The sequence below is a fragment of the Leucobacter tenebrionis genome (assembly GCF_019884725.1).
In the GTDB taxonomy this organism is placed as follows: domain Bacteria; phylum Actinomycetota; class Actinomycetes; order Actinomycetales; family Microbacteriaceae; genus Leucobacter; species Leucobacter tenebrionis.
Genome location: NZ_CP082322.1, coordinates 579,475 through 604,942, shown reverse-complemented (window position 1 = coordinate 604,942; position 25,468 = coordinate 579,475). Strand labels below are relative to the sequence as shown.

Annotated in this window: 23 protein-coding genes and 1 tRNA gene; 14 read left to right on the top strand and 10 right to left on the bottom strand. The window is 68.5% G+C overall.

Features of this window, described 5'->3' with window-relative positions; translation table 11 throughout:
- The first annotated feature begins 22 nt into the window (after positions 1-22).
- From KVY00_RS02900 to KVY00_RS02865, 8 genes are all read left to right on the top strand, one after another.
- On the top strand, positions 23-607 hold the full coding sequence (locus tag KVY00_RS02900) for a hypothetical protein (protein WP_223044253.1): 585 nt from the start codon (positions 23-25) through the stop codon (positions 605-607).
- Positions 608-641: 34 nt separating this feature from the next.
- A complete protein-coding gene (mnmA, locus tag KVY00_RS02895; RefSeq protein WP_223044252.1) occupies positions 642-1,808 on the top strand; it encodes a tRNA 2-thiouridine(34) synthase MnmA in 1,167 nt (388 codons plus the stop codon).
- A gap of 38 nt (positions 1,809-1,846) precedes the next feature.
- Complete coding sequence (gene ligA, locus KVY00_RS02890; protein ID WP_223044251.1) at positions 1,847-4,189, top strand: NAD-dependent DNA ligase LigA; 2,343 nt, start codon at positions 1,847-1,849, stop codon at positions 4,187-4,189.
- 160 nt (positions 4,190-4,349) lie between these two features.
- Positions 4,350-5,012, top strand: a complete 663-nt coding sequence (locus KVY00_RS02885) for a DNA-3-methyladenine glycosylase I (RefSeq protein WP_223044250.1) — start codon at positions 4,350-4,352, stop codon at positions 5,010-5,012.
- Positions 5,013-5,197: 185 nt separating this feature from the next.
- Positions 5,198-5,533: an Asp-tRNA(Asn)/Glu-tRNA(Gln) amidotransferase subunit GatC gene (gatC, locus tag KVY00_RS02880; protein WP_223044249.1), complete on the top strand. Its 336-nt coding sequence runs from the start codon at positions 5,198-5,200 to the stop codon at positions 5,531-5,533.
- Between the two features lie 9 nt (positions 5,534-5,542).
- Positions 5,543-7,078, top strand: a complete 1,536-nt coding sequence (gatA, locus tag KVY00_RS02875; RefSeq protein WP_223044248.1) for an Asp-tRNA(Asn)/Glu-tRNA(Gln) amidotransferase subunit GatA — start codon at positions 5,543-5,545, stop codon at positions 7,076-7,078.
- Positions 7,078-8,592 carry an Asp-tRNA(Asn)/Glu-tRNA(Gln) amidotransferase subunit GatB gene (gene gatB / locus KVY00_RS02870; RefSeq protein ID WP_223044247.1) on the top strand — a complete coding sequence of 505 codons (1,515 nt, stop codon included), beginning with the start codon at positions 7,078-7,080 and terminating at the stop codon, positions 8,590-8,592. Before gatA ends, gatB begins: the two co-directional genes overlap by 1 nt.
- Positions 8,593-8,844: 252 nt before the next feature.
- Positions 8,845-9,999 (top strand): glutathione S-transferase C-terminal domain-containing protein, encoded by a 1,155-nt coding sequence (locus KVY00_RS02865; RefSeq protein ID WP_223044246.1) that lies wholly within the window; start codon positions 8,845-8,847, stop codon positions 9,997-9,999.
- Between the two features lie 52 nt (positions 10,000-10,051).
- Here KVY00_RS02865 and glpK read toward each other — a convergent pair whose 3' ends face one another.
- The 3 genes from glpK to KVY00_RS02850 form a co-directional block, all read right to left on the bottom strand.
- Entirely contained in the window at positions 10,052-11,566 is a 1,515-nt protein-coding gene (gene glpK / locus KVY00_RS02860; protein ID WP_223044245.1) for a glycerol kinase GlpK, read from the bottom strand.
- Positions 11,567-11,700: 134 nt separating this feature from the next.
- The gene (locus tag KVY00_RS02855) at positions 11,701-12,450 is read right to left on the bottom strand and encodes an MIP/aquaporin family protein (protein ID WP_223044244.1); all 750 of its coding nucleotides are present in this window, start codon (positions 12,448-12,450) and stop codon (positions 11,701-11,703) included.
- Positions 12,451-12,575: 125 nt separating this feature from the next.
- Positions 12,576-14,297, bottom strand: coding sequence for a glycerol-3-phosphate dehydrogenase/oxidase (locus KVY00_RS02850; RefSeq protein ID WP_223044243.1), 1,722 nt, complete (start codon positions 14,295-14,297; stop codon positions 12,576-12,578).
- Positions 14,298-14,404: 107 nt separating this feature from the next.
- On the opposite strand from KVY00_RS02850, the gene KVY00_RS02845 reads away from it, so the two are divergent.
- On the top strand, positions 14,405-15,382 hold the full coding sequence (locus KVY00_RS02845; protein ID WP_223044242.1) for a sugar-binding transcriptional regulator: 978 nt from the start codon (positions 14,405-14,407) through the stop codon (positions 15,380-15,382).
- A 13-nt stretch (positions 15,383-15,395) separates the two neighbouring features.
- Positions 15,396-16,646, top strand: a complete 1,251-nt coding sequence (dinB, locus tag KVY00_RS02840; protein ID WP_223044241.1) for a DNA polymerase IV — start codon at positions 15,396-15,398, stop codon at positions 16,644-16,646.
- On the opposite strand, the gene KVY00_RS02835 is transcribed toward dinB, so the two are convergent.
- From KVY00_RS02835 to KVY00_RS02825, 3 genes are read right to left on the bottom strand one after another with little or no spacing between them, the layout of a single operon-like run.
- Positions 16,643-17,227 carry a DUF2017 family protein gene (locus tag KVY00_RS02835; protein WP_223044240.1) on the bottom strand — a complete coding sequence of 195 codons (585 nt, stop codon included), beginning with the start codon at positions 17,225-17,227 and terminating at the stop codon, positions 16,643-16,645. The genes dinB and KVY00_RS02835 overlap by 4 nt on opposite strands.
- Entirely contained in the window at positions 17,224-17,517 is a 294-nt protein-coding gene (clpS, locus tag KVY00_RS02830; protein ID WP_223044239.1) for an ATP-dependent Clp protease adapter ClpS, read from the bottom strand. The genes KVY00_RS02835 and clpS overlap by 4 nt, the downstream gene beginning before the upstream one ends.
- 13 nt (positions 17,518-17,530) lie before the next feature.
- Complete coding sequence (locus KVY00_RS02825; protein ID WP_223044238.1) at positions 17,531-17,878, bottom strand: metallopeptidase family protein; 348 nt, start codon at positions 17,876-17,878, stop codon at positions 17,531-17,533.
- A gap of 174 nt (positions 17,879-18,052) precedes the next feature.
- Here KVY00_RS02825 and KVY00_RS02820 point away from each other — a divergent pair.
- Both KVY00_RS02820 and KVY00_RS02815 read left to right on the top strand, forming a co-directional pair.
- A tRNA-His gene (locus KVY00_RS02820) sits at positions 18,053-18,125 on the top strand.
- A gap of 188 nt (positions 18,126-18,313) precedes the next feature.
- The gene (locus KVY00_RS02815) at positions 18,314-19,048 is read left to right on the top strand and encodes an NYN domain-containing protein (protein WP_223044237.1); all 735 of its coding nucleotides are present in this window, start codon (positions 18,314-18,316) and stop codon (positions 19,046-19,048) included.
- Between the two features lie 130 nt (positions 19,049-19,178).
- Here the strand turns inward: KVY00_RS02815 and KVY00_RS02810 are convergent, their stop codons facing one another.
- Positions 19,179-20,033 (bottom strand): ThiF family adenylyltransferase, encoded by an 855-nt coding sequence (locus KVY00_RS02810; protein WP_223044236.1) that lies wholly within the window; start codon positions 20,031-20,033, stop codon positions 19,179-19,181.
- The gene (locus KVY00_RS02805; protein WP_223044235.1) at positions 20,023-20,721 is read right to left on the bottom strand and encodes a GNAT family N-acetyltransferase; all 699 of its coding nucleotides are present in this window, start codon (positions 20,719-20,721) and stop codon (positions 20,023-20,025) included. The genes KVY00_RS02810 and KVY00_RS02805 overlap by 11 nt, the downstream gene beginning before the upstream one ends.
- Before the next feature lie 171 nt (positions 20,722-20,892).
- Between KVY00_RS02805 and KVY00_RS02800 the strand changes: the two genes are divergently transcribed.
- Positions 20,893-21,747 (top strand): hypothetical protein, encoded by an 855-nt coding sequence (locus KVY00_RS02800; protein WP_223044234.1) that lies wholly within the window; start codon positions 20,893-20,895, stop codon positions 21,745-21,747.
- Between the two features lie 36 nt (positions 21,748-21,783).
- Here the strand turns inward: KVY00_RS02800 and KVY00_RS02795 are convergent, their stop codons facing one another.
- Together KVY00_RS02795 and orn are read right to left on the bottom strand one after the other, a co-directional pair.
- A complete protein-coding gene (locus KVY00_RS02795; RefSeq protein ID WP_223044233.1) occupies positions 21,784-24,114 on the bottom strand; it encodes a putative bifunctional diguanylate cyclase/phosphodiesterase in 2,331 nt (776 codons plus the stop codon).
- An 18-nt stretch (positions 24,115-24,132) separates the two neighbouring features.
- On the bottom strand, positions 24,133-24,792 hold the full coding sequence (orn, locus tag KVY00_RS02790; protein WP_223044232.1) for an oligoribonuclease: 660 nt from the start codon (positions 24,790-24,792) through the stop codon (positions 24,133-24,135).
- A 105-nt stretch (positions 24,793-24,897) separates the two neighbouring features.
- Here orn and def point away from each other — a divergent pair, with 105 nt between their 5' ends.
- Positions 24,898-25,461, top strand: coding sequence for a peptide deformylase (def, locus tag KVY00_RS02785; protein WP_223044231.1), 564 nt, complete (start codon positions 24,898-24,900; stop codon positions 25,459-25,461).
- Positions 25,462-25,468: the final 7 nt, after the last annotated feature.

The following is a 25,468-nucleotide window of genomic DNA, read 5'->3' as shown; positions in this document are numbered from 1 at the left end:
ACCGAGTGAGAAGGGGGCGCGCGTGCTTGATCCGTACTGGGTGTTCGCGGGTGCGGCGCTCGGTCTGATCGGCAGCGTCCGCTACGCCGTCGCGATCACGAGGGGGCTCGTGCGCCCCAACCTCGTCACCTGGTCGCTGTGGGCCTCGGCTCCGCTGATCGCCTTCTTCGCACAGCTCGATTCCGGGGTGGGGCTGCCGGCCGTGATGACGCTCGCGGCGGGCGTCGGCCCGTTGATCGTGATCGCCACGAGCCTCGTCTCGCGCCGGCACTTCGCGCGCCTGAGGCCGTTCGACGCGATCTGCGGGATCGTGGGCGCCGTCGCGCTGGCGGTGTGGTTCGGTCTCGGTGCCGCGCCGGTGGCGGTGCTGTTCGCAGTGGCGGCCGATGCTGCGGCCGCGCTCCCCACGGTGCTCAAGGTGTGGCGGCACCCGGACTCCGAGAACACGCTCTTCTACGTGCTCGTCGGCGTCGGCGCGGTGATCACGCTGCTGACCATCACAGTGTGGACGCCGCAGGCCGCCGCGTTCGCCGTCTACCAGCTCGCGATCTGCGTGATCCTCGTCGCCGTCATCGCCGCCCGCCGCCGGGTGACCCGAAGCTCATAGGCGGCGGAGACGGAGAGCGCGTAAAATGGTCCGGATGAAGATTCTGGCGGCGATGAGCGGAGGCGTGGACTCCGCTGTGGCGGCGGCGCGGGCCGTCGAAGCGGGGCACGATGTGGTGGGGGTTCACCTCGCACTCAGTCGCATGCCCGGCACGCTGCGCACCGGCTCCCGCGGTTGCTGCACGATCGAGGACGCGATGGACGCCCGCCGTGCCGCGAACCTGCTCGGCATCCCCTTCTACGTGTGGGATCTCAGCGAGCGGTTCAAGGAGGACGTGGTCGACGACTTCATCGCCGAGTACGCTGCCGGCCGCACTCCCAACCCCTGCATGCGCTGCAACGAGAAGATCAAGTTCGCGGCCCTGCTCGACAAGGCGATCGCGCTCGGTTTCGACGCCGTCGCGACGGGCCACTACGCCACGCTCGAGGAGGGTCCGAAGGGCCGCGAGCTGCACCGTGCGAGTGCCTGGGCGAAGGATCAGTCCTACGTGCTCGGCGTGCTCACGGAGCGGCAGCTCGCGCACTGCTATTTCCCGCTCGGAGACACGCCCTCGAAGGAGCTGATCCGGGCGGAGGCCGAGGATCGCGGCCTGCAGGTCGCGCAGAAGCCCGACAGCCATGACATCTGCTTCATCCCCGACGGCGATACCCGGGGCTGGCTCTCGGAGCACCTCGAACGCGAGCCGGGCGAGATCCTCGACGAGTCGGGGGAGGTGGTCGGCAGGCACGACGGCGCGCACGGGTACACCGTGGGGCAGCGTCGCGGGTTGCAGCTCGGCCGCCCGGCGCCCGACGGGCAGCCCCGATACGTGCTGTCGATCCGCCCCGTCTCCAACCAGGTCGTCGTCGGCCCGAAGCAGAGCCTCGCCATCGGGCGCATCGCCGGCGGTCGATTCAGCTGGGCGGGCGACCCCGGTTTCGATGTGAGCGACTCCTTCGACTGCGAGGTGCAGATCCGGGCGCACGCCGACCCGGTGCCCGCGCGAGCAAGACTGGAGCCGATCGTCGAGGCCGAGCGCACCGAGCAGCATCGTGCCGACGCCACTCACGAGCTGGTCGTGGACATCGATCTGGAGCGGGCCGAGCCGCTGCTCGGAGTCGCCCCGGGGCAGACGGCGGTCATCTATGTCGGCACCCGGGTGCTCGGCCAGTTCACGATCGATCGCGCGCTGCCGGCGACGGCGCGCGAGATGTCGTCGTGACCCGCGCAAATGTCGGAGGTCGCTTCTAGACTTGAGGCGTGAACGAGAACACGCAGATCCCAACCGACTTCGATGATGCTCGCGCCGAGGCCGAGCGCCTCAGCGGTGAGATCGAGCGCCTGCGGCGCGCATATTACTCTGAGGCGACGAGCCTCGTCTCCGACGCCGAGTACGACGAGATGTTCCATCGCCTCGAGGCGCTCGAGCGCGCGTACCCCGAGCTCGCAGGGCAGGACAGCCCGACGCGCGAGGTGGGGGCCGCCGTCGTCTCGGCCGGGTTCCCCGAGCACGAGCACGCCGAGCGCATGCTCAGCCTCGACAACGTCTTCTCGATCGACGAGTTCCGCGAGTGGGCCGAGAAGACCCGGGCCGCGGCGGGCCGGGATGTGCGATGGCTCTCCGAGCTGAAGATCGACGGCCTGGCGATCAGCCTCGCCTACCGGAACGGTGTGCTCGAGACGGCGACGACGCGGGGCGACGGCCGGGTCGGGGAGGACATCACGGAGAACGTCGAGCTGATCCCGGTGATCCCGCGCGAACTGCGCGGCGACGGCATCCCCGAGTTCTTCGAGGCGCGCGGCGAGGTGTTCCTCAGCCGAGAGGACTTCGAGGCGCTCAACGAGCGCCAGCACGAGCTCCAGAGCGAGTTCGCGGCCGAGCAGCGGGCGAAGGGAGTGCCCGACGAGCGCATCACGATCCGCTACCCCGAGTTCGCGAATGCGCGCAATACCGCCGCTGGCAGCCTGCGCCAGCGAGCCGAGAAGAAGAGCGCGGCCGAGCTCGCGCTGATGCGGGATCGGCTGGGGCGGCTCTCACTCTACGTGCACGGCATCGGCGCCTGGCAGCACCCCGACTTCGAGAACCAGTCGGACGCCTACCGTCTGCTCGGCGAGTGGGGGCTGCCGGTGTCGCCCCACTCGCGCGTGTTCGACACGATCGATGAGGTGGCCGCGTTCATCGCCGATCGCGGCGAGCACCGGCACGACGTGGAGCACGATATCGACGGCATCGTCGTGAAGGTCGACGAGCTCGAGCTCCACGCCGAACTGGGGGAGACGAGCCGTGCCCCGCGCTGGGCGATCGCATACAAGTACCCGCCCGAGGAGGTGCATACGCGTCTCATCGACATCCGGGTGGGCGTCGGCCGCACGGGCCGGGCGACGCCGTACGCGGTGATGGAGCCGGTGAAGGTTGCGGGGTCGACGGTGCGGCAGGCCACGTTGCACAACCAGCAGGTGGTCAAGGCGAAGGGGGTGCTGATCGGCGACACCGTCGTGCTGCGCAAGGCGGGCGACGTGATTCCCGAGGTGCTCGGCGCCGTGCTCGAACTGCGCGACGGCAGCGAGGTCGAGTGGCGCATGCCCGAACGCTGCCCCGAGTGCGGAACGCCCCTGCGACCCATGAAGGAGGGCGACATCGACCTGCGCTGCCCGAACGCGCGAGCGTGCCCGGCCCAGGTGCGCGGTCGGGTCGAGCACATCGGATCGCGCGGGGCGCTCGATATCGAGGTGCTCGGCGAGATCACCGCCGCGGCGCTCACGCAGCCCGAGACCCCGTCCCAGCCCCCGCTCGAGACCGAGGCCGGACTGTTCGACCTGACCCTCGACGAGCTCGTTCCCATCACGGTCATCGTGCGCGACAGCGAGACCGGTGAGCCCGTGATCGACGAGGAGACGGGCGAGCCGCGCAGGCGCTCTCCGTTCCAGCGGGTCGTGCTCGACTATCCGCCCGAGGCCGAGGGACTCGATGCGGCCGCGCGCCGGAAAGCGGGGTACCGCAAGAACCACCGGGTGATTCTGCCCTCGAAGGACGCCGAGACCTTCTTGGCCGAGCTCGAGAAGGCGAAGACGAAGCCGCTGTGGCGGCTGCTCGTCGCCCTGAACATCCGCCACGTCGGCCCGGTCGCCGCGCGGGCCCTCGGAGACTGGTTCGGATCGCTCGACGCCATCCGCGCGGCCTCGGTCGAGGAGCTCTCGGAGGTCGACGGAGTGGGCGGCATCATCGCGGAGTCGCTCAAGGAGTGGTTCGAGGTCGACTGGCATCGCGAGATCGTGGACCGGTGGGCGGCCGCCGGGGTGCAGTGGGCCACGCCCGGTCACCCCGGCCCCGGAGCGGCCGCCGCCGACGGAGGCGTGCTGGCCGGGCTCACTGTGGTCGCCACCGGGTCGCTCGAGGGGTTCACCCGAGACGGGGCGAAAGAAGCGATCATCCAGGCGGGCGGGAAAGCGGCCTCGAGCGTCTCGAAGAAGACGGACTACGTGGCCGCCGGGCCGGGCGCCGGGTCGAAGCTGGCGAAGGCCGAGGAGCTCGGCATCCCGGTGCTGAACGCGGAGCAGTTCGCCGTTCTCGTTACGGAGGGTCCCGACGCTCTAGACCTCTGACTGCGGGGGCTCTGCTCAGCTTCACCCCGCGGGTGAAAACTCATGCGAGTTATCCACATAAGTCGTTTTTCGTTCCGGACCGATCCTCTTCGTTCACTAACGTGAGGTCTCAGCGGGCTCGATGCAACGCCCGAATCGAACACCTCGGAAGGGAACGACGATGCTTCAGATAACCCCGCCGCCCGTTCGCGCCGAATGGGCCGGGCAGGATCCCCTGCTCACCGATTACTACGACGCCGAGTGGGGGATGCCGGTGACCGACGAGGCGGGAGTGTTCGAGCGCCTGAGCCTCGAAGCGTTCCAGGCCGGGCTCGCCTGGATCACGGTACTGCGCAAACGGGAGGCGTTCCGGGCCGCGTTCGCGGGTTTCGATCCCGAACGGGTCGCCGTCTTCGACGAGGCCGACATCGAGCGGCTGCTCGCCGACAGCGGCATCATCCGCAACCGTCGCAAGATCACGGCCACCATCGAGAACGCCCGCGCGGCCCTCCGCCTGCGCGAGGACACGGGGAAGGACCTCGCGCAGCTGGTCTGGTCGTACATGCCGGAGCGCACGCCGACCCCCGAGACCGACGCCGCCGTGCCCAGCAGCTCGGCCGAGTCCGCAGCTCTCGCGAAAGAACTCAAGCGCCGCGGGTTCAAGTTCGTCGGCCCGACCACCGTCTACGCGCTCATGTGCGCCATCGGCGTCGTCGACGCGCACCTGCTGAACAGCCACCGCCGCGGTTGCTCCGGGCTCTGGCACCCGGACGGCACGCGCAGGGCGGCCCCCGAGTTCGGCGCCGCGCAGGAGGCGGGCGGAGCTGCCGGTGCGGGCAGGTAAGGTGCGGATGACCCGCTTTACGTGATCGAGATGACGCGTGCAGCCCCTCGCCGACATGGCTCCGGGCTGGATGCGTCATCTCGATCACGGGTGGGACTGATTCAAAGCCCCCTGTAAGGGACCGGGCACCGAGTCCGCCTCGGTAGGATGGTGTGGTTCACCTCTTCACCACACGATGGAGCAGCATGCCTGACACCCCTGCGGCAGTATCTGCCGGGGCGAGCGGCGAGATCACGGCGGAGACCGTGCAGCATCTCGCCGGCCTCGCCCGGATCGCCCTCACCGATGCCGAGATCGAATCGCTCACCACCGAGCTCGACTCGATCCTCACCAATATCGCCAAGGTCAGCGAGGTCGCACGTGAGGACGTGCCCGCCACGAGCCACCCGATCCCGCTGAGCAACGTGACGCGCCCCGACGAGGTCGCCGATGTGCTTACCCGCGAGCAGGCTCTAGCGAACGCGCCCGAGGCGAGCGACGGCATGTTCCGGGTTTCGTCGATCCTCGGTGAAGAGCAGTAAGGGGCCGCGATGAGTGAACTGATCGCACTGACCGCGGCCGAGCTGGCCGCGAAGCTGTCCTCCGGGGAGGTTTCCTCCGAGGAGGCGACGCGCGCCCACCTCGACCGCATCTCCGCGGTCGACGGAGAGCTGAACGCCTTCCTCGCCACCGATGCCGAGGCGTCTCTCGCCGCCGCTCGCGACATCGATGCGCGCCGTGCCGGAGGGGAGTCCCTCGGCGAGCTTGCCGGCGTGCCGCTGGCGGTGAAGGACGTGCTGGTGACCACCGACATGCCCTCCACCTCGGGTTCGAGGATTCTCGAGGGCTACCGCTCGCCCTACGACGCGACTGCGGTCGCCAGGGCGCGGGCAGCCGGCCTCATCAACATCGGCAAGACCAACATGGACGAGTTCGCGATGGGCTCGTCGACCGAGAACTCCGCGTACGGCCCCACCCGCAATCAGTGGGACGCCGAACGTGTGCCGGGCGGCTCGGGCGGCGGCTCGGCCGTGGCGGTCGGCGCCTTCGAGGCCCCGCTCGCGCTCGGGTCGGATACCGGCGGCTCGATCAGGCAGCCCGCCGCGCTCACGGGCACCGTGGGCGTCAAACCGACGTACGGCGGCGTCAGCCGCTACGGCGCGATCGCACTCGCATCCTCACTCGATCAGATCGGACCGTGCGCGCGCACCGTGCTCGACACCGCGCTGCTGCATGACGTGATCGCGGGTCACGATCGGCACGACTCGACCTCGCTCGACTTCGCCTGGCCCTCGATGGCCTCCGCGGCACGCGGTGGCGCCGATCCCTCCACGCTCAAGGGCCTGCGCGTCGGCGTGGTGAAGCAGCTCATGGTCGATGGATTGCAGGCGGGGGTCAAGGCCCGCTTCGACGAGGCGCTCGCGCTCCTCGCCGAGCAGGGCGCGGAGATCGTCGAGATCGACGCCCCCCACTTCGAGTACGCGGTCGCCGCCTACTACCTGATCCTCCCCGCCGAGGCCTCCAGCAACCTTGCGAAGTACGACTCCGTGCGCTTCGGCCTGCGCGTCACCCCCGAGGGCGGCGGCACGGTCGAGAGCGTGATGAGCGAGACCCGTGCCGCCGGCTTCGGCACCGAGGTGAAGCGACGCATCATCCTCGGCACCTACGCCCTCTCGGCCGGTTACTACGACGCCTACTACGGCAGCGCGCAGAAGGTGCGCACGCTCATCCAGCGCGACTTCGCCTCCGCCTTCGAGCAGGTCGACGTGATCGCCTCCCCGACCGCGCCCACCACCGCCTGGAGGCTCGGCGAGCACGCGGGCGACCCGATGCGGGATTACCTGAACGACGCCACGACCATCCCCGCGAACCTTGCCGGGCTCCCCGGTCTCAGCCTGCCCATCGGCACCGCGAGCGAGGACGGCCTGCCCGTCGGCCTCCAGCTCATGGCGCCGGCGTTCGAGGACGCGCGCCTGTACCGCGCGGGGTCGGCGATCGAGGCTCTCATCGCGCAGCGCGACGGCTCGCCGTTCTGGGCTCAGGCCCCTTCCCTTGCAGGCGCACCGACCGGAGAGGCGGCGAACTGATGGCCAAGACCAAGCTGATGGACTTCGACAAGGCGCTCGAACTCTTCGAACCGGTGATCGGCCTCGAGGTGCACGTCGAGCTCAACACCAAGACGAAGATGTTCTCGTCGGCGCCCAACGCGTTCGGCTCCGACCCCAACACGAACCTGACCCCGGTGTGCCTCGGCCTGCCCGGCGCGCTGCCCGTGGTCAACGAGCAGGCCGTGCGTCACTCGATCAGCCTCGGGCTGGCGCTCGGCTGCGAGATCGCCGAGGTCTCGGGCTTCGCCCGCAAGAACTACTTCTACCCCGACATGGCGAAGAACTACCAGATCTCGCAGTACGACGACCCGATCGCGTACGACGGCTCCGTCGAGATCGAGATCGCCTCCGGCCGCGTCGTGCACGTACCGATCGAGCGGGCGCACATGGAGGAGGACGCCGGCAAGCTCACCCACGTGGGCGGATCGACCGGGCGCATCCAGGGCGCCGAGTACTCGCTCGTCGACTACAACAGGGCGGGCGTGCCGCTGGTCGAGATCGTCACCCGCCCCGTCTTCGGAGGCGAGGCCGACACTCCCGAGATCGCGGCGGCCTACGTGGCGACCATTCGCGAGATCGTGATCGCCCTCGGCATCTCCGACGCGCGCATGGAGCGCGGCAACCTGCGCTGCGACGCCAACGTCTCGCTGCGCCCCCGCGGCAACGAGGGCGCCGGCATGTCGGTGCTCGGCACGCGCACCGAGACGAAGAACGTGAACTCGCTGCGCTCGATCGAGCGCGCGGTGCGCTTCGAGATCCAGCGCCAGGCGCAGATCCTCGCGGACGGCGGTTCCATCACCCAGGAGACCCGCCACTGGCACGAGGACACGGGGGAGACCTCTCCCGGCCGCCCGAAGAGCGACGCCGACGACTACCGCTACTTCCCGGAGCCGGACCTGGCGCCGCTGACGCCGTCGCGAGAGCTGGTCGAGGAACTGCGGGCCGCGCTGCCCGAGCACCCGACGCTGCGTCGTCGTCGCCTGCGCGATTCGTGGGGCTTCTCGGCCCTCGAGTTCCAGGACGTCATCAATGCCGGGCTGCTCACCGCGATCGAGTCCACGGTCGAGGCGGGAGTGCCCCCGCAGACCGCTCGCAAGTGGTGGACCGGGGAGATCGCGCGCATCGCGAACGAGCGCTCGGCCGTCCCGACCGACCTCATCACCCCGCAGCAGATCGCCTCGGTGGTGGAGCTCGTCGACGCCGGTACCCTCAACGACAAGCTCGCTCGCCAGGTGATCGCCGGCATCATCGACGGCGAGGGCACTGCCTCCGAGATCGTCGAGGCACGCGGGCTCGCGATCGTCTCCGACGACGGCGCGCTCATCGAGGCCGTCGATGCGGCGCTCGCCGAGCAGCCCGATGTGCTCGCGAAGATCCGCGACGGCAAGGTGCAGGCGGCAGGCGCCATCATCGGCGCCGTGATGAAGGCCATGCGCGGTCAGGCCGACGCGGCGCGCGTGCGCGAGCTCGTGCTGGAGCGGGCGGCGGAGTAGCTGCGACCCCGGGCGGTCGGCGCACTCCCGCATCGGATCCGGCAGTTATTTCGGATCTGGCAGTTATTTCGGAGGGAATCACCCGGGTTCGATCCGAATAACGGGTGAGATCCGAATAACGGGTGAGATCCGAGGTACGAATCGGGCACTCCGAGCCGCAGCGGATCCGGATCCGGTCCCCGTAGACTCGGAGGACCGGATCCGCGCCGCAGGCGTCGCCCGCGCGGCGCACCGTCACCGAGGAGGCATGCCATGTCAAACACCGCCGGAACAGCGTCAGCGAACGAGGGGGAGCACTCGGAGCACTCGACCCGGGGCTCGTACGTGACGAGCGGGGCCGAGTTCACGCGCGACACCAACTACATCGAGGATCGGATCGTCGCCGACCCGGCGGCGGTGCGGGCGCTTCCCGCACCGCCGCCGTCGAAGATCGGAACGCTGGGCTACGGACTGCGCGAGGGCGCCGAGGCGTGGCCCGTGGAACCGGGGCGCTACCGGCTGATCGCGGCGAACGCGTGCCCCTGGGCCAATCGCACCGTGATCGTGCGGCGCCTGCTGGGGCTCGAGGACGCGATCTCGCTGGGCCGCCCGGGCCCGACCCACGACGCACGATCCTGGACCTTCGATCTCGACCCCGACGGGCGCGACCCCGTGCTCGGCACGGAGCGTCTGCAGCAGAACTATTTCACCCGCTTTCCCGGATACCCGCGCGGGATCACAGTGCCCGCGATCGTCGACATCCCGAGCGGCGGAGTGGTGACGAACGACTACCCGCAGATCACGCTCGACTTCTCGACCGAGTGGCGGGAGTTCCACCGCGAGGGCGCCCCCGACCTGCTGCAGGGCCGCTTCGACGAGATGCGACCCGTGATCGAGCGGGTGTTCACGGAGGTCAACAACGGGGTCTACCGCTGCGGCTTCGCCGGCAGCCAGGAAGCCTACGACGCCGCCTACGCGCGGCTGTGGGAGGCCCTCGACTGGCTCGAGGAGCGGCTCGCCACGCGCCGCTACCTCATGGGCGGCACGATCACCGAAGCCGACGTGAGGCTGTTCACCACGCTGGCCCGGTTCGATCCGGTCTATCACGGGCACTTCAAGACGAACCGGAACAAGCTCGCTGAGATGGATAACCTCTGGGGCTACGCGCGCGATCTCTTCCAGACGCCCGGCTTCGGCGACACGATCGACTTCGTGCAGATCAAGCAGCACTACTACATCACGCACGAGGATGTGAATCCGACACGGATCGTGCCGGCGGGGCCGGAGCTCGGCAACTGGCTCGATCCTCACGGGCGCGAGCGCCTCGGGGGAGAGCCGTTCGGCGAAGGCACGCCTCCCGACGAGGTGCGGGAGAGCGAGCGGATCGCCGCGGGGCACAACCCGCTGTATCCGCTCGACGCGGGGTAGACGCACCGACGGGCTCGGGGACCGGCGGTCCCCGAGCCCGTCTCAGGCGCGACTAATTGACGTCCTCGTCGACCCAGTCCATCGACTTGGTGACGGCCTTGCGCCAGTTGCGCAGCTGACGGTCGCGCTCCGCGCCGTCCATCTCGGGCTCCCAGCGCCTGTCCTCCTGCCAGTTGGCCGAGAGGTCGTCGAGGCCGTTCCAGAAGCCGACCGCGAGGCCCGCGGCGTAGGCGGCACCGAGGGCGGTCGTCTCCGCGACCACGGGGCGCACGACCGGCACACCCAGCACATCGGCCTGGAACTGCATGAGCGCGTTGTTCGCGACCATGCCGCCGTCGACCTTGAGCTCGGTCAGGTCGACGCCGGCGTCGGCATTGACCGCGTCGAGCACGTCGCGCGTCTGGAATGCGACCGCCTCGAGCGCGGCGCGGGCGATGTGGCCCTTGTTGGCGTAGCGGGTGAGGCCGACGATGGCGCCGCGGGCGTCGGGGCGCCAGTAGGGGGCGAACAGACCGGAGAAGGCCGGCACGATGTAGACGCCGCCGTTGTCGGGCACGCTCGCCGCGAGTTCCTCGACCTGGGGAGCGGAGTCGATGATCCCGAGCTGATCGCGCAGCCACTGGATGAGCGAGCCCGTCACCGCGATCGATCCCTCGAGCGCGTAGTGCGTGGGTGCGTCGCCGAGCTTGTAACCGACGGTGGTGAGCAGTCCGTTCTTCGAGTGGACGATCTCCTCGCCCGTGTTGAAGATGAGGAAGCAGCCCGTGCCGTAGGTGTTCTTCGACTCGCCGGCCTGGAAGGCCGCCTGTCCGAAGGTGGCGGCCTGCTGGTCGCCCAGGATGCCGGCGATGGGGGTCTCGCGCAGCAGCGACGAGTCCTCGGCGTGGCCGTAGACCTCGGAGGACGACTTGATCTCGGGCATCATCGAGCGCGGCACGCCGAAGACCTCGAGGATGTCGTCGCGCCACTCCAGCGTCTCGAGGTCCATGAACAGGGTGCGCGATGCGTTGGTGACGTCGGTGGCGTGCACGCCGCCGTCGACGCCGCCGGTGAGGTTCCACAGCACCCAGCAGTCCGTAGTGCCGAAGAGCAGGTCGCCGGCCTCCGCGGCCTCGCGAGCGCCCTCGACGTTCTCGAGGATCCAGGCGATCTTGGTGCCCGAGAAGTAGGTCGCGAGGGGCAGCCCGACGATGTCCTTGAACCGGTCGGTGCCGCCGTCGGCTGCGAGGCGGTCGACGATGTCCTGCGTGCGCGTGTCCTGCCACACGATCGCGTTGTACACCGGCTTGCCGGTCTTCTTGTTCCAGACGACCGCGGTCTCGCGCTGGTTGGTGATACCGACCGCCGCGATGTCGTGACGGGTGAGGTCGGCGCGGCCGAGCGCGATGCCGATCACCTCCTGCACGTTCTGCCAGATCTCGGATGCATCGTGCTCGACCCAGCCGGCCTGCGGCATGATCTGCTCGTGCTCCTTCTGGCCGACGGAGATGATGGACCCCGCGCGGTCGAAGATGATGGCACGGCTCGAGGTCGTGCCCTGATCGATGGCGATGACGTACTTGGACATGGAGTTCCTTTCGAAGCGGCGAGGCGGCGGTGCGTCGCCGTGGTGGGAGGAGAGACGGCCTCGGACCTCCGGGGCCGTCTCTCCGCTGAGATCGGTACTGCTGGCCGGGGCCGCGGCCCCGGCCCGACAGGCGGTTACGCCAGCGAGAGCAGCGCGGGAGCCGCGAAGGCCGCGATCGCGCCGCCCACGAGCGGGCCGAAGACCGGCACCCACGAGTAGCCCCAGTCGCTGCCGCCCTTGCCCTTGATCGGCAGGATCGCGTGAGCGATGCGGGGGCCGAGGTCACGGGCGGGGTTGATGGCGTAGCCGGTGGGGCCGCCGAGGGACGCGCCGATACCGACGACGACGAGAGCGACGGGCAGCGCGGTCAGCGGTCCGAGGCCGCCGGGCACGCCCACGTTGACGTCGCCGTAGTCGGCGAAGGCGAGAACGGCGAACACGAGCACGAACGTCGCGATGACCTCGGTGACGAAGTTCGCTCCGTACGAGCGGATCGCGGGGCCGGTCGAGAAGACGCCGAGCTTGTTGGCGGCTTCGGGCTCCTCGTCGAAGTGCTGCTTGTACGCGGCCCAGCAGAGGATGGCGCCGATGATCGCGCCGACCATCTCGGCGGCGAACGCCACGAAGAACATCGGGGCGGTGATGGTGCCGGCGATGAGCAGGCCGATGCCCACGGCGGGGTTCAGGATCGCGCCGGAGTACGCCGAGGCGAGTACACCGACGAACACCGCGAGACCCCAGCCCCAGTTGATCATCAGGGTGCCGCCGGCGTTGCCCTTGGTCTTCGCGAGGACGACGTTCGCGACCACGCCGCAGCCGAGCAGCACCAGCAGCGCGGTTCCGACCAGTTCGGAGAGGAAGTACAGTCCGAGATTGATTTCCATTGTTGTCTCCATTGACCTTTCGGGTGCACCTCACCCGCGCCGCCGTGGCGCTTCGGAGGTGAGAGTAGGGAGTAGAGAAGTGAATGCGAGCCGGGGAACCGGCCCGAAGAAGGGGAGCGAGTCGCTCACCCGGCGATGAATGATCCTCCCTTCGACGGATCGATACGATGCGCTTCTCGCAGCAGTTCGATCGTGCGTTCCACCTCTGCCGCGATCGTACCCTCATTCCAGTCGAGAGCGGGAGCGATCGCGTCCGCGGCGGCGCGCACGCCCTCTTCGGTGAGTCCGCCGACGAAGGCGATCGAGGTGCGCCGCAGCAGCAGATCGTCGAGGTGCACGACCTGTTCGGTCGCGGCGAGATGGGCGAGTTCGGCCGCGGTGTAGCCGGGAAGCTCGGGCAGTTCGGGATCCTGCTCGGGCGTGGCGGCGAGCACCTCGGTGGCGCGGGTGCCGTATCGGTCGAGGAGCACGGCGACGCGCCCGCGGTCGCGTCCGTCCGAGTGCGCCGTGAGCCAGCGCAGGCGAGCCGCAGCGTCGACCGGGTAACCGTCCCCGCCGCCGATGGCGAGCTTCTCGGTGTTGAGGCGCCGCTGCTTGCCGAGGTGCGCCATCGCCTCGTTGGAGAGGTGCTCGGCGAGCGCCCGGAACGTGGTCCACTTGCCTCCCACCAGACTGAGTACCGGCACGGAGCGGTTCTCGGTGGGCACGATGCGGTAGTCGCGCGAGACGAAGCCCGGGGCGGTGTCGTCGTGCCGGGGGAGCGGGCGGATGCCCGAGAAGGAGTAGACGATGTGCGAGCGGTCGACCGCGATCTTCGGGAAGACGTGATGCACGAGGTCGAAGAAGTAGTCGACCTCCTCCTCCGTGCAGACGACGGGCTTCGACGGATCGGCGTCGATGTCGGTGGTACCGACGAGCACCCGGTTCTTGAGGGGGTAGATCAGCACGACGCGGCCGTCGGAGTGCTCGAAGAAGATCTCTCGGCCGCCGGTCGCCGCGAGCAGCTCGGGGTGGTCGAGCACGATGTGGGAGCCCTTCGTGCCGCCCATGTAGCGCGTGGTGTCGCCGAGCGCCTCGTTGGTGATGTCGGTCCAGGGGCCGCTGGTGTTGAGCACCAGGCGCGCGGAGAAGTCGAACTCCTCGCCCGTGGTCTCGTCGCGCAGCCGCACGCCGTTCTCGCCGCTGCCGACCGCCGGCAGGTAGTTCGCCGCCCGGGCGCGGTCCCCGCCGGCGAGCAGGCCGTCGTTCAGTACGTCGAGTGCAAGGCGCTCGGGGTCGTGCATCGAGGCGTCGTAGTAGGTCGCGGTGTACTTGAGGTTCGAGTTGAGCTGCGGCAGCTCCTTGAGCGACTCGCGGCGTCCGAGGAAGCGGTGACGCGGTACCTGCCCGCCGCCGCGCGAGAAGGTGTCGTAGATCATCAGGCCGATCTTGATGAGCGCGGCGCCGCGCTCGTTCGGCTTTCCGCGGCCATGGGTGACGAGCAGGCGGAACGGCGCGGAGAGGATACCCGAGAAGGTCGAGAAGATCGGGATCGTGGTGCGCAGGGGCTGCACGTAGTGCGGTGCGTTGCGCACGAGGCGGTTGCGCTCGGTCACCGACTCCTTGACGAGGCGGAACTCGCCGTTCTCGAGATAGCGGATGCCGCCGTGGATCATGTGGCTGGACGCCGATGATGCTCCGGAGACGAAATCGCCTCGCTCCACGAGGGCGACGTCGATGCCCTGCAGCGCCAGCTCGCGGAAGGTCGCGATGCCGTTGATGCCGCCGCCGATGATGAGCACGTCCGCGTGCGGTCGCGCGCGAAGCTGCTCGACTGATGGGCGAGAGATTGCTGTGCGCTCGTTCATTTCCAGAACCTTTCGAGTCTGTTTCCGCCAGAATGCTCCACTCGTGAACCGAATTGCAAAGTAGTTGCACATATGTGCAGAATGATGTCGGAACGGAGGCTCCACACATGGTCGGACGGCAGAGTCCTGCGAAAACGCGCGATGCACTGCGTGCGGCGCAGCTCTACTATCAGCAGAACCTCACCATGGAGGCGATCGCCGAGGACCTGCGGGTCTCCCGATCCTCCGTCTCCCGACTCCTGGCGCACGCCCGCGCGACGGGCCTCGTGGAGATCCGCATCCATTCACCCCAGGAGGCGCGCTCCCGGATCGAGCAGCGCTTCTCCGAGAGGTACGGGATCACCGCCCACGTCGTGCCCGGCTCGGAGCGCCAGTCCGAGAACGAGCGCCTGGAGCGCACGGCCCAGGCCGCGGCTCAGCTCATCGCGACGGCGGTCGTTCCCCGCACCACCATCGGCGTGGCCTGGGGATCCACCACCAGTGCGGTGGCGCGCAGCCTGGTGCGCAAGCCCACCGCCGAGACGCGAGTGGTGCAGATGAACGGAGCCGCGAACGGGCGCACGACCGGCGTCTCGTACGCGACCGGACTGCTCGGCGGTTTCGCCAACGCGTTCTCCGCGGAGGTCTTCGAGTTCCCCGTGCCCGCGATCTTCGACGACCCGGCGACGCGTACGGCGCTGTGGCGCGAGCGCGCAGTGAGCCGGGTGATCGACCTGCAGGCCGCCGTCAACCTGTTCGTCTTCGGGCTGGGATCCCGCATCGGCGACCCCAGATCCCATATCTACTCGGGCGGATACCTCGGCGCCGATGACCTGCGCGCCCTCGTGGAGCAGAGCGTGGTCGGAGACTGCGCCACGGTGTTCTACCGGTCCGACGGCCGCACCGAGGGCATCCCGTTGAACGAGCGCTCCAGCGGGCCTCCCTTCGACGTGGTGCGCCGCATCCCGCAGCGCCTCTGCGTCGTGTCGGGCGCGGCCAAGCGCGACAGCCTGCGCGGGGCTCTGGCGGCGGGCATCATCACCGACCTCGTCGTGGACGAGAGTCTCGCCCGACAGGTGCTCATGGCCGAGAGCGCCGCGGCGTGAGAGGATAGCGGCCATGAGCGAGGGCCGACGCGAAACTACCTCGCCGGTGCCGGACGGGAATCGGAGCTCCGCCTCGATTCTGCACGTGGACATGGACTCGTTCTTCGTCTCGGTCGAACTCCTCGACCGGCCGGAGCTGCGCGGGCTGCCGGTGGCCGCGGCGCACGACACCGCTCGTTCCGTCGTATCGAGCGCGAGCTACGAGGCGAGGCGATTCGGCGTGCGGTCCGCGATGCCCGTCGCCCGAGCCAAGCAGCTCTGCCCGCAGCTGATCCTCGTGGCGCCCGTCTTCGAGAAGTACCGCCGCGCCTCGAAGCAGGTCATGGCGATCTTCGAGGAGTTCACGCCGCTGGTCGAGCCGCTGAGCATCGACGAGGCGTTCCTCGATGTCGCGGGATCGGTGCGGCTGTTCGGTCCGCCCGCGGAGATCGCCCGGCAGCTGCGCGAGAGGGTGCGCGAGCGCACGGGCCTTCCCGCCTCGGTCGGGCTGGCCGGCACGAAATTCGTGGCGAAGCTCGCCTCGCAGCGCGCCAAGCCGGACGGTGTGCTCGAGGTGCCGCCGGAGCGCACGCTGGAGTTCCTGCACCCGTTGCCCATCGAGGCGATGTGGGGAGTGGGGCGAGCAACTTCGCGAGCGCTGCAGGCCCGCGCGATCCGCACCGTCGCGGACCTCGCGAGGGAGCCGCTGCCGTCGCTCGAGCGGATCGTGGGAGCCGCGAATGCGCGTCGGCTGCACGAGCTCGCGAACGGCCGCGATGCACGACGCGTCGAGACCTCGCGGGTGGAGAAGAGCATCGGGCACGAGGAGACCTTCGCCGTCGACGTGCGCGACGGCGAGAAGCTGCAGCGCGAGCTGCTGCGTCTCGCGACGCGCACGGGGGAGCGGCTGCGCGCCGCGTGCGCCGAGGCGCGCACCGTGTCGATCAAGGTGCGGTGGGAGAACTTCGACACTGTCACCCGCTCGCGCACGCTCGCGGAGGCGACCAACTCCTCGCAGCGGATCTACCGCACCGCGGTCGAGCTCTTCGACGGCCTTCGTTCGGCCGGGCGTCCCGTGCGCCTCATCGGGGTGCGAGCCGAGCAGCTGGTCCCCGCCGGAGCCGACGCCGCGGCGCTCTGGAGCGATGACGAGCACTGGAAGGCCGTCGACCAGGCCGTCGATCAGGTGGCGGATCGCTTCGGGGCGGCCGGGGTGAGGCCCGCGAGCCTGCTGGAGGATCGCGACGAGGTGGTCGATCCGCGCTCCCTGCAGCCGCCCGACTAGCCCCCGACCGTGTCGTCCCCGCGATCCGCGCCCATCACGGCCAGCACGGATTCGAGGATCGCGGCGAGCCAGTCGAAGACCATCACGGTGCCGCGCGTCTCGTCATCGTCGAGTAGCGAAGCGTGGTCGCCGGCGGCGTCGAGGCCGATGCGGGCGGCGATCGCGAGTCGCAGCGCGGTCAGCGTGCGCGCCCAGGCGGGCAGTTCGGTCACGGGGATGTCGACCTCGATCGCACGCGACTCGCCGTCGACGCTGCCGCCGAGCCCCAGCGCGGAGGTGAGCTGCATCGCGTCCTGCAGCTTGCGGTTGAGCAAACCTTGCTCGGTGACCCGCCGGAAGGCGCCGGCGTCGTCCTGAGTCTCGTAAGCATCGGGGAAGAGCCTCGCGAGCGCCGGGTCCTCGGGCGCCTCGTCGGAACCGCCGACCTCGAGGCTCGCGAAGAGCGGGTCGGGGTCGAGCGCCGTGCTGCTGTGACTCTGGAGCAGGTGGATGAGCTGGGTCACCAGCTGATCCAGCATCGAGGCCTCGTCGTGCTCGAGCAGCAATCGCAATCCGCCGTCCTGCAGCGGCAGCAGCCTCATTCGCCACCCGCCTGCCGCACCGTCGCCCACAGGCCGTAGCCGTGCATCGCCTCCACGTGCATCTCCATCGCCTCGCGTCCGCCCTCCGCCACCACGGCGTTGCCCCGATGGTGCACCTGCAGCATCAACTCCTCCGCCCGATCCCGATCGAAGCCGAAGTGGACCTGGAAGACGTAGGCGACGTAGGACATCAGGTTCACGGGGTCGTCCCACACCACCGTCTGCCACACCGGCTCGATGGCCGCCTGCCGGGCCTCGCGCCGATCCGCGCCGGTTCTCGTCGCGCTCATCACGGTCACCGCCTCAACCCCACCCGAGTTCGTGGATGCGCTGCTCGCCGATACCGTAGAAATGCGCGATCTCGTGCACGAGGGTGATGCGGATCTCCGCGACGAGCTCGTCGAGGTCGGCGCAGTGCGAGAGCAGGTTCTCCCGGAAGAGGATGATGCGATCCGGCTCCTCGCCGTAGCCGTAGACATCGCGCTCGGCGAGGGAGAAGCCCTCGTAGACGCCGAGGATATCGCTACCGTCGGACGGCCGATCCTCGACCAGGAAGATCACGTTGTCGAGCTGCGCGAGCATGTCGTCGTGCAGCGAATCGAGGCCGTCTGCGACCAGCGATTCGAACTCCTCGTGCGACATCTCGAGCATGTTTTCACCCTACACAGAAAGCCGTGGCGCGTGCTCAGGAGATTCGGAACCGCCTGGGCCGCGGGGATCGGGATCCGGGACGCGCGCCCCGCGTGTCCGATTTGGCGCGGGAGGGCATCCATGGGCTATGATCGTGGGGTTGCCTCGTTCGCCTCGGCGAATGCGGACAGCATGGTGGCTATAGCTCAGTCGGTAGAGCACCGGCTTGTGGTGCCGGTGGTCGCGGGTTCAAGTCCCGTTAGCCACCCTGATGAATCTGCCCCCGGTTTACGAGCCGGGGGCAGATTTCTTTTTGAAGCACCTGATCATCCGTATATTCTGCGTGGTGCGGCATGGTGACTCGGGCAGCTCGGGTTGGTCTCTCGCGTCACCGGCCATACCTCACCGTACTCCCGAGAGAGGTTGAATGTCGGACGCATGATCTAACCTCGCCCCATGAGAATCGGCGTCTACATCGACGGATACAACCTCTATTACGGGGGTCGAGGTATCTGCGGTCGATCCACGGCTGGATGGAGGTGGCTCGACATCATGGCGTTAGCTAAAGATCTTGTTTCGGCTCATTCACGATGGATTGATCCGACTATCGAGACAGTCACCTACTGCACCGCCAGAATCAGCGGCGCGAGCAACCCTGAGGGTCAGCGTGAACAGGACGTGTACCTGCGGGCACTGGAACAATCCGGTGCGGCGACACACATCGCCTTTGGCAACTATGTTGCCCGAGTCGCGACGGCACCGCTCGCCGTTGCAGGGAGAAACGGGAAGCCGGTCATCTCACACCCGCAGTGGCCGATTATGGTGCAGGACGGCTCCGAGGGCGACGTGCCCGATGCGAGATTTATGGCTTCCATCGCGCGACGCGAGGAGAAGGGGTCCGATGTCAACGTTGCTTCCCATCTGCTCATCGACGTTCTCACTGGAGCCATCGATGCGGCTCTGGTGATTTCGAATGACAGCGACCTGGCGTTTCCGATCAACTACGTGCGTGACCTCGTTCCAGTGGGGTTGATCAACCCGACGAAAGGCTACCGAGCAGGCAAACTCGCAGGCCGACCATCCAACGGCGCCGGTGATCACTGGTGGTACCAGATGCGGCCCGACGACTGGTATCGGAACCAACTCCCGCATGCGATCGGAACCAAGATCAGGAAGCCACCGAAGTGGTGATCCGTGCTAACCTGGATCCACACCACCCGGCCCCTCAGGGGTCGGGTTTTCTTTTATTAGAAGGAGCGAAACGCGTTCTGCGGCCCGCCTGGCTCCGGCGGCGCTCTCCATCGTCGCCAGGGTGCAGGCCCTAGCGTCGCAGGGAGGCTCGTAGCGCGGTCATCATGAAGCGGGCCTTGCTGGGACGGCCTCGCCACGAGCGGCCGGATCGCACGTCCACGCCGTGCACGCGGGGCGCCTCGATCGCGGGCTTGCGGCCCAGTAGGAGCTGCACGACGTCGGTCGCGAGCATCGCGGCCGAGATCTCGACGGCCGGCGCGATCGCGGGAGCCTCGATCTCGCCCTGCTCGACCGCGCGCAGGGTCTGCGCGCTCAGGTAGGGCGGAATGCGCTGCACCCATCGCCAGAGCGGGATCGAGACCTCGCCGCTGTCGAGGGCGTCGAAATCGATGCCGCGAGGCAGTCCCATGAGGTCCTCGAAGTGCGTCGGCCGGGTCAGTACGGTATGCCACGCACCGAAGGCCACCTCGACTCCGAGCGCGACGGGCAGCCCCGCCGAGGTCGCGGTGCGCGCGAGCCGGAGCCCGAGCGACGGCACGGTGTAGTCGGTGCCGTCCACCACCGCGTCAGCGCCCTCGATGAATCCGTCGAGGTTCTCGGCAGTGATTCCGGCAGGCCAGGTGCGCACCTCGACCGAGGGCGAGACCGCGCGGCACAGCTCGGCGACGACCTCGCTCTTGTTGCGGCCGACCGTTGCGAGCGTCGACGCAGCCTGGCGATTCAGGTTCGAGACGGAGAAGGTATCGGGATCGGCGAGGCGCAGCCTGCCCACGCCCGACCGGGCGAGCACCTCCGCCACGCGCCCTCCGACGCCTCCGACGCCCGCGATCGAGACGGTCGAGGAGGCCAGTACCGCGAGTTCGGCGGCGGTGAAGATGCCGCGACTCCGGTCGAGATGCTCCGGAGTTCGAGCGTCATCGATCACGGTAGACCAGGTGCTTCCGACCGATGGTGCCGTCCCAGGGGTGCGAGTAGTAGGTGCCGCGGATGCTCCGCTTCTTCTCGGCGATATCCGCTCTCGCGCCCTCCCAGAAATCCTCGAGCCGCATGTAGATCACGAAGTTCTCGGCGTTGAAGACGAACTGCGACTCGCTGATGCGGGTGACCGGGTACCCGAACCGGGTGAGGGCCTTGAAGAACCAGGGCTCGACCTCGGCGTAGCAGTGCTCGATCCCGAGCTCGTGGAGCCTCTCGAAGAGCGCGCGCATCAGTCCGACCTGCGCCAGTCCGGCGCGGTGCTCGCGCACCACGGCGAAGCCCGAGATCTCGGCGCTGTCGGGCTCGGGGGTCACGTCGAAGGCCGACTCCACCTGGAGCGGGCGCGCATGCTGCTCCGATCCGAAGATGAGGCGCGCGGTCGCCACGGGCGCGCCGGCGTGATCCCACGCGAGAAAGTGCTCGGAGTAGTCGTCGTAGCGGTCGGTGTAGACGGGCTCGTCGACGTCGTCCTCGGTGAAGAGACCCTCTTCGAGGTAGACGTTCTGGCGCACCAGCCGCCATGTCCGCAGTTCCTCTTCCGTCTGCACCCGCGTGATGCGGTAGGAGGAGGGGGGAAGCGGGGCCTCCGCGTCGCTCCGGGGTTCGTTCCCGAGCATCACAGTATCCAAGCTCATCTCGCGGAGATCCTCTGTTCTGTTTTGCGATCGCTGTCGCGCGATTGCAGGGGACAAGACTAACAGGAACTGCTGTTCCGAAGGGAGCGGAACGCGCCTGCGCGCCTGCTGCGGAGAAAGGCGCCCGGTTGGTAGCATTTACCCACCTGTGGCGGAGCGTGAGGGGATACCGTGTCGGAAGAGAATTGGAAGCGGGGCGGCAATCAGCGGCCCCAGTCTGGTCTCGACGACGCTCGTGCCAGAGTGCTGGATCGGGCGATCCGGCACGTGGAGGAGACGGGCTTGTCGCTCGGCATGAACAGCGAGCTCGTCGAAAGGCTGGCGAGCGATGCCGGAGTGCCTGTTCGGCAGTTCACGAAGATCTGGCCGTCGGCCGATTCCTTTCTGGCCGACCTGTTTTGCGAACTGGCGAACCAGGCGCGCATCGACCGTGCCGACACTCAGACGCTGCTCTCCACCTGGCAGTACCTGGGCACGCGCGTGGACGACCTGCGCACAGCCGAGGGGCGCCGCGGTGTGCTCATCGACCTGGTGCGCATCGTGACCAAATACAACTTCGAGGTGGTGACGGCCTCCAGCAAGTGGCGCACCTACGCCGCGCTGTCGACGACGATCATCTCATGGCCGGATCCCGACGCCCGCACCCGCATGCTCGATGCGCTGCGGGCGAGCGAGCTCTCCTTCGTCGACACCATGGAGAGCTTCTACCGCAACCTGATGCCGACCATGGGATACCGCCTGCGTGCCGGGTTCCATAACGACTACCAGCCGTTCGTGATCGCGGCCGCCTCGGTCATCGAGGGCCTCGGCATCGTGCGCGAGACGGTTCCGGCGCTCGTCGACGCCCACTTCGATCTGCCGTCGGCGGACGCGACGGAGAGCTGGTCGGTGGCGTCCATCGCCTTCATGGGTGTGCTCGATGCCTTCTTCGAACTCGACCCGGCCTTCGTGCCCGAGGACGCGATCGCGCGCCTCAGCGGCGGCATCGACGTGACGCCGCAGGCGGGATCGGCCGCGGGGTACTAGCGCTCCGCTCTTCAGCAGAGGCTTCACGCTGACGGCTCAGCCGATCACCGCTCGTCTGCCCCACCGCTGGAGGCGCTCGACGGTGAGCATGTGCGAGATCGGCCGACCGAAGTAGTAGCCCTGCACGCTGCGCACGCCCAGGCCGCCGAGGATCTCCGCCATCTCCCGGTTCTCGATGCCCTCGACGATCACGGTGTAGTCGAGGTTGTCGCCGAAGCCCTGCAGCGCTTTGATGACCTCCCGCTGCCGCGTGTCATCGAGATTGTCGATCAGGCTCTTGTCGATCTTGAGGATGTTCATCGGGAAGTGGACCAGTGCGCCGACCGACGAGGCCTCCGAACCGTAGTCGTCGAGCGCGATGAGCACTCCGGCGCTCTGCATGATCTCGGCGTCGCGTCGCAGTTCGTCGGTCACGGCATGCAGCGAGCGCTCGTTGAGCTCGATGCACAGCGCGATGTCGGGGTGCAGGCGGGCCGCCTCCCGCACGAACGGACCGAGCTCGGCCTCGGTGATCTGGCCGAGCTCGAGATTGACGGTGATGCAGCGGATGCCGGGCTCGAGCCTGCGGAACTCCTCCGCCGCGTCGAGTGCCTTGGTGATGACCTGTCGCGTGAGTTCGTTCATGAGGCCGAGACTCTTGGCGCGTGCTACGAGGGAGGGCGGGGACACCGGCCCGAGCTCGGGGTCGACGTAGCGCACGAGCGCCTCGAACGCCCAGATCTCGCCCTGCTGGATGTCGACGATCGGCTGGAACGCGAGCACCAGGCGGTCCTCGCGGATCGCTCTCGCGACGATGTCGTTGGTCCGCGCCGCCCGATGGGACGACACGCCGAGGCTGCTCTCCGAGGCCTGATCTCCGCTGCGGCGCGAGCGCTTGACGTTCAGCATGGCGCGATCCGCATCCTCCACGAGGGACTGGGCGTCGAGCTCTCTGTGGCTGGAGAACGCGAGACCCGCGCTCAGGGTGGGGCGCATGCAGCGTCCCTCGACGGTGAGGGGCTGGCTCGCGGCCGCGACGATCCGCTCCGACGAGGTGCGGGCCTGTTCGAGCGAGTCGAGATCCGAGAAGATCACGACGAACTCGTCTCCGCCGACCCGCGAGACGAAGTCGCCGCCTCCCGCGGCGCTGCGCAGGCGGCCGGCGATGACCTTGAGCAGTTCGTCGCCGATGCGGTGACCGAAGCCGTCGTTGAGCTTCTTGAAGTTGTCGAGGTCGATGAAGAGCAGAGCGATGCCTTCGTGGTACGAGCGATTCTCGTTGGCGTCGGCGAGCGCCTTCTGGAAGGCGCCGTAGTTCGGCAGCCCGGTCAGCGCGTCGCTGTCGGCGCGGGTCTCGAGGCTCTCGATCTCGTGCCTGGTGCGAGCGGTCTCGGTCGCGAGGTGGGCGAGGGTCGCGAGCGCGCGCTCGTCCTCTCTGAGGAAGAGGCCTCCGCCGATCTTCCGAGATGCCACCAGGTGCTGTTCGATGCCGGGGTCGAGCTCGATCTTCGCGCCGATCTCGTTGCGCTCGGGAGGCGCGGCGCGAAGCTCGATCGAGCCGGCCTGCACGACCCTTCGGGCGCGCGTCAGCAGTGCGTCGGAGAGCTCGTCTCTCGCTGCCGCCATGGGAAGCTCGACCGCCGCGTCCACGAGACGGCTCAGGCGTCGTTCGATGCCTGCGAAGCGGCTTCGCTGCGCGAGCATGTAGGCGATCGAGGCGACGAGGAGCACGATGAAGGGGGTGAGCCGGGTGTGCGGATCCTGCTCGAGCCAGGGGATGACGGCGGTATCTGCGAACCGCATGATCGTCGCGGTCATCGCGACGACGAGGATCACGGAGCCGAGTCGGATCGGGGAGATGCGGGTGAAACCGAGGATCCGGCCCGGCGGCGTGCCGATCCGGTGCCGCGCGAATTCGCCGACCAGGAAGATCGCGTAGTAGACGAGGGTCGCGACGATGAAACCCACCGACGACCAGACACCGCGGTCGGTCAGGCCGACGTGGATCAGCACGAAGGCGGAGGCTGCCGCCGAGCCGAGACCGGTCACGTACAGCGCGTGCATCAGGCTGCGGCGGATGACGAGCTGGGACAGCAGTATGCCGATCGCCCAGATGGAGACGCTGAGGATGGGGAGCTCCCGCACGGGCGGGATCGCGAGCATGACGATCGCCACCCCGACGAGGGGGAATCCTGGGGCGCGGCCGACGCGGATCTGGAGCGGGCTGCAGATGAGCACGCCGAGGATGACCGCGAGCACGAGGGTCCACGACTCGGGCCTTGCATCGGTGAGGCGGTAGGCGCCGTACCCGATCACGCACAGCGCGAATACGGCGAAGGGGGTGGAGAAGAGATTGCCTTTTCGCGTCGTATCCAAGACCCTGAACACCGGTGACCTGCTCCGCGGTCAGCGCTCGAGGGCGGTGTCGAGCGGCTGCGGCCCGTCGATGAGCGACGAGTAGCGCTCGCTCACCGTGCGTGCCACGGCTTCGGAGGCTGCCTTGTCGGGGCCGGGTGCGGGGATCATCGCGGTGCTGCGGAAATAGGCGAGCTCCTGGATCGATTCGGCGATGTCCGCGAGCGCGCGGTGCCCTCCGCGCTTCGCCGGGGCACCGAAGTAGGCGGCGGGGTACCAGCGGCGGCTCAGCTCCTTGATCGTGGAGACGTCGATGCTGCGGTAGTGCAGGCGTTCGTCGAGTTTCGGCAGGTACTTCGAGACGAAGCGGCGATCCATGCCGATCGTGTTGCCCGCGACGAGGGGGCGCCTGCCGGGGGTGACGAGTCGGCTCAGGTAGTCGAGCACGCGCTGCTCGGCCTCTTCGAGAGACACGCCGTTCTCGATGCGGGGGAGGAGGCCCGACTCGGTGTGCATGGAGCGCACGAAGTCGTTCATGTGGGCGAGCGCCTCGGGGCCGGGGTTGATGACGATCTCGAATCCGGGATCAAGAGGAGCGAGCTCGAAGTCGGTCACGATGACCGCGATCTCGCAGAGGCCGTCTCGGTCCACATCGAGACCGGTCATCTCGCAGTCGATCCAGACGATCTGATCCGCTGGGGTGTTCGACACTGTGGTTCCTCGTTCCTGCTCGGGGCCGCTCGGGATCGCGGATCCCGCACCGGGTCAGTCTATCGTCGGCACGGCGCGCGGCGCCTCGCCTCTAGACTGGAGGGCATGGCAGTTCTTCCCATCGTGATCTCCGGCGAGCCGGTGCTCCACCGCCCCGCAGCACCCGTGACCGAGTTCGATGCCGAGTTGCGCACGCTCGTCGACGACATGTTCGAGACGACGGTGGCAGCTCCAGGCGTCGGGCTCGCCGCGCCCCAGGTGGGGGTCGGCAAGCGGGTCTTCGTGTGGATGTACGAGGATCAGGATGAGGCGCCGGCCCAGGGCGCGGCGATCAACCCCGAGCTCTGGATCGCCCCGCTCGAGCCGGGCCTGCCCGGTGAGGACGAGGTCGAGGGCTGCCTGTCGTTCCCGGGGGAGCGTTTCGCGCTGCGCCGTTCGTCGCGAGCGCTGCTGCGCGCCCAGGATGTCGACGGGAAGCCGTTCGAGATCACGGCGAGCGGATGGTTCGCCCGAGTGCTGCAGCACGAGTTCGACCACCTGAACGGTCTGCTCTACGTCGATCGGCTGGTGCACCCGGAGAACCGCGGAGCGCAGAAGGCCCAGCGCAAGAACGGGTGGGGACGTCCGGGCCTGAGCTGGCTGCCGGGCGTCGACGACCTCGAGGGCTGAGCGCCCG

Excerpts from the sequence above, each read along its gene's own strand:
- mnmA (WP_223044252.1), top strand. The coding sequence starts at position 642 with ATGAAGATTCTGGCGGCGATGAGCGGAGGCGTGGACTCCGCTGTGGCG.
- KVY00_RS02885 (WP_223044250.1), top strand. The coding sequence starts at position 4,350 with ATGCTTCAGATAACCCCGCCGCCCGTTCGCGCCGAATGGGCCGGGCAG.
- gatC (WP_223044249.1), top strand. The coding sequence starts at position 5,198 with ATGCCTGACACCCCTGCGGCAGTATCTGCCGGGGCGAGCGGCGAGATC.
- gatA (WP_223044248.1), top strand. The coding sequence starts at position 5,543 with ATGAGTGAACTGATCGCACTGACCGCGGCCGAGCTGGCCGCGAAGCTG.
- gatB (WP_223044247.1), top strand. The coding sequence starts at position 7,078 with ATGGCCAAGACCAAGCTGATGGACTTCGACAAGGCGCTCGAACTCTTC.
- KVY00_RS02865 (WP_223044246.1), top strand. The coding sequence starts at position 8,845 with ATGTCAAACACCGCCGGAACAGCGTCAGCGAACGAGGGGGAGCACTCG.
- glpK (WP_223044245.1), bottom strand. The coding sequence starts at position 11,566 with ATGTCCAAGTACGTCATCGCCATCGATCAGGGCACGACCTCGAGCCGT.
- KVY00_RS02855 (WP_223044244.1), bottom strand. The coding sequence starts at position 12,450 with ATGGAAATCAATCTCGGACTGTACTTCCTCTCCGAACTGGTCGGAACC.
- KVY00_RS02850 (WP_223044243.1), bottom strand. The coding sequence starts at position 14,297 with ATGAACGAGCGCACAGCAATCTCTCGCCCATCAGTCGAGCAGCTTCGC.
- KVY00_RS02845 (WP_223044242.1), top strand. The coding sequence starts at position 14,405 with ATGGTCGGACGGCAGAGTCCTGCGAAAACGCGCGATGCACTGCGTGCG.
- dinB (WP_223044241.1), top strand. The coding sequence starts at position 15,396 with ATGAGCGAGGGCCGACGCGAAACTACCTCGCCGGTGCCGGACGGGAAT.
- KVY00_RS02835 (WP_223044240.1), bottom strand. The coding sequence starts at position 17,227 with ATGAGGCTGCTGCCGCTGCAGGACGGCGGATTGCGATTGCTGCTCGAG.
- clpS (WP_223044239.1), bottom strand. The coding sequence starts at position 17,517 with ATGAGCGCGACGAGAACCGGCGCGGATCGGCGCGAGGCCCGGCAGGCG.
- KVY00_RS02825 (WP_223044238.1), bottom strand. The coding sequence starts at position 17,878 with ATGCTCGAGATGTCGCACGAGGAGTTCGAATCGCTGGTCGCAGACGGC.
- KVY00_RS02815 (WP_223044237.1), top strand. The coding sequence starts at position 18,314 with ATGAGAATCGGCGTCTACATCGACGGATACAACCTCTATTACGGGGGT.
- KVY00_RS02805 (WP_223044235.1), bottom strand. The coding sequence starts at position 20,721 with ATGAGCTTGGATACTGTGATGCTCGGGAACGAACCCCGGAGCGACGCG.
- def (WP_223044231.1), top strand. The coding sequence starts at position 24,898 with ATGGCAGTTCTTCCCATCGTGATCTCCGGCGAGCCGGTGCTCCACCGC.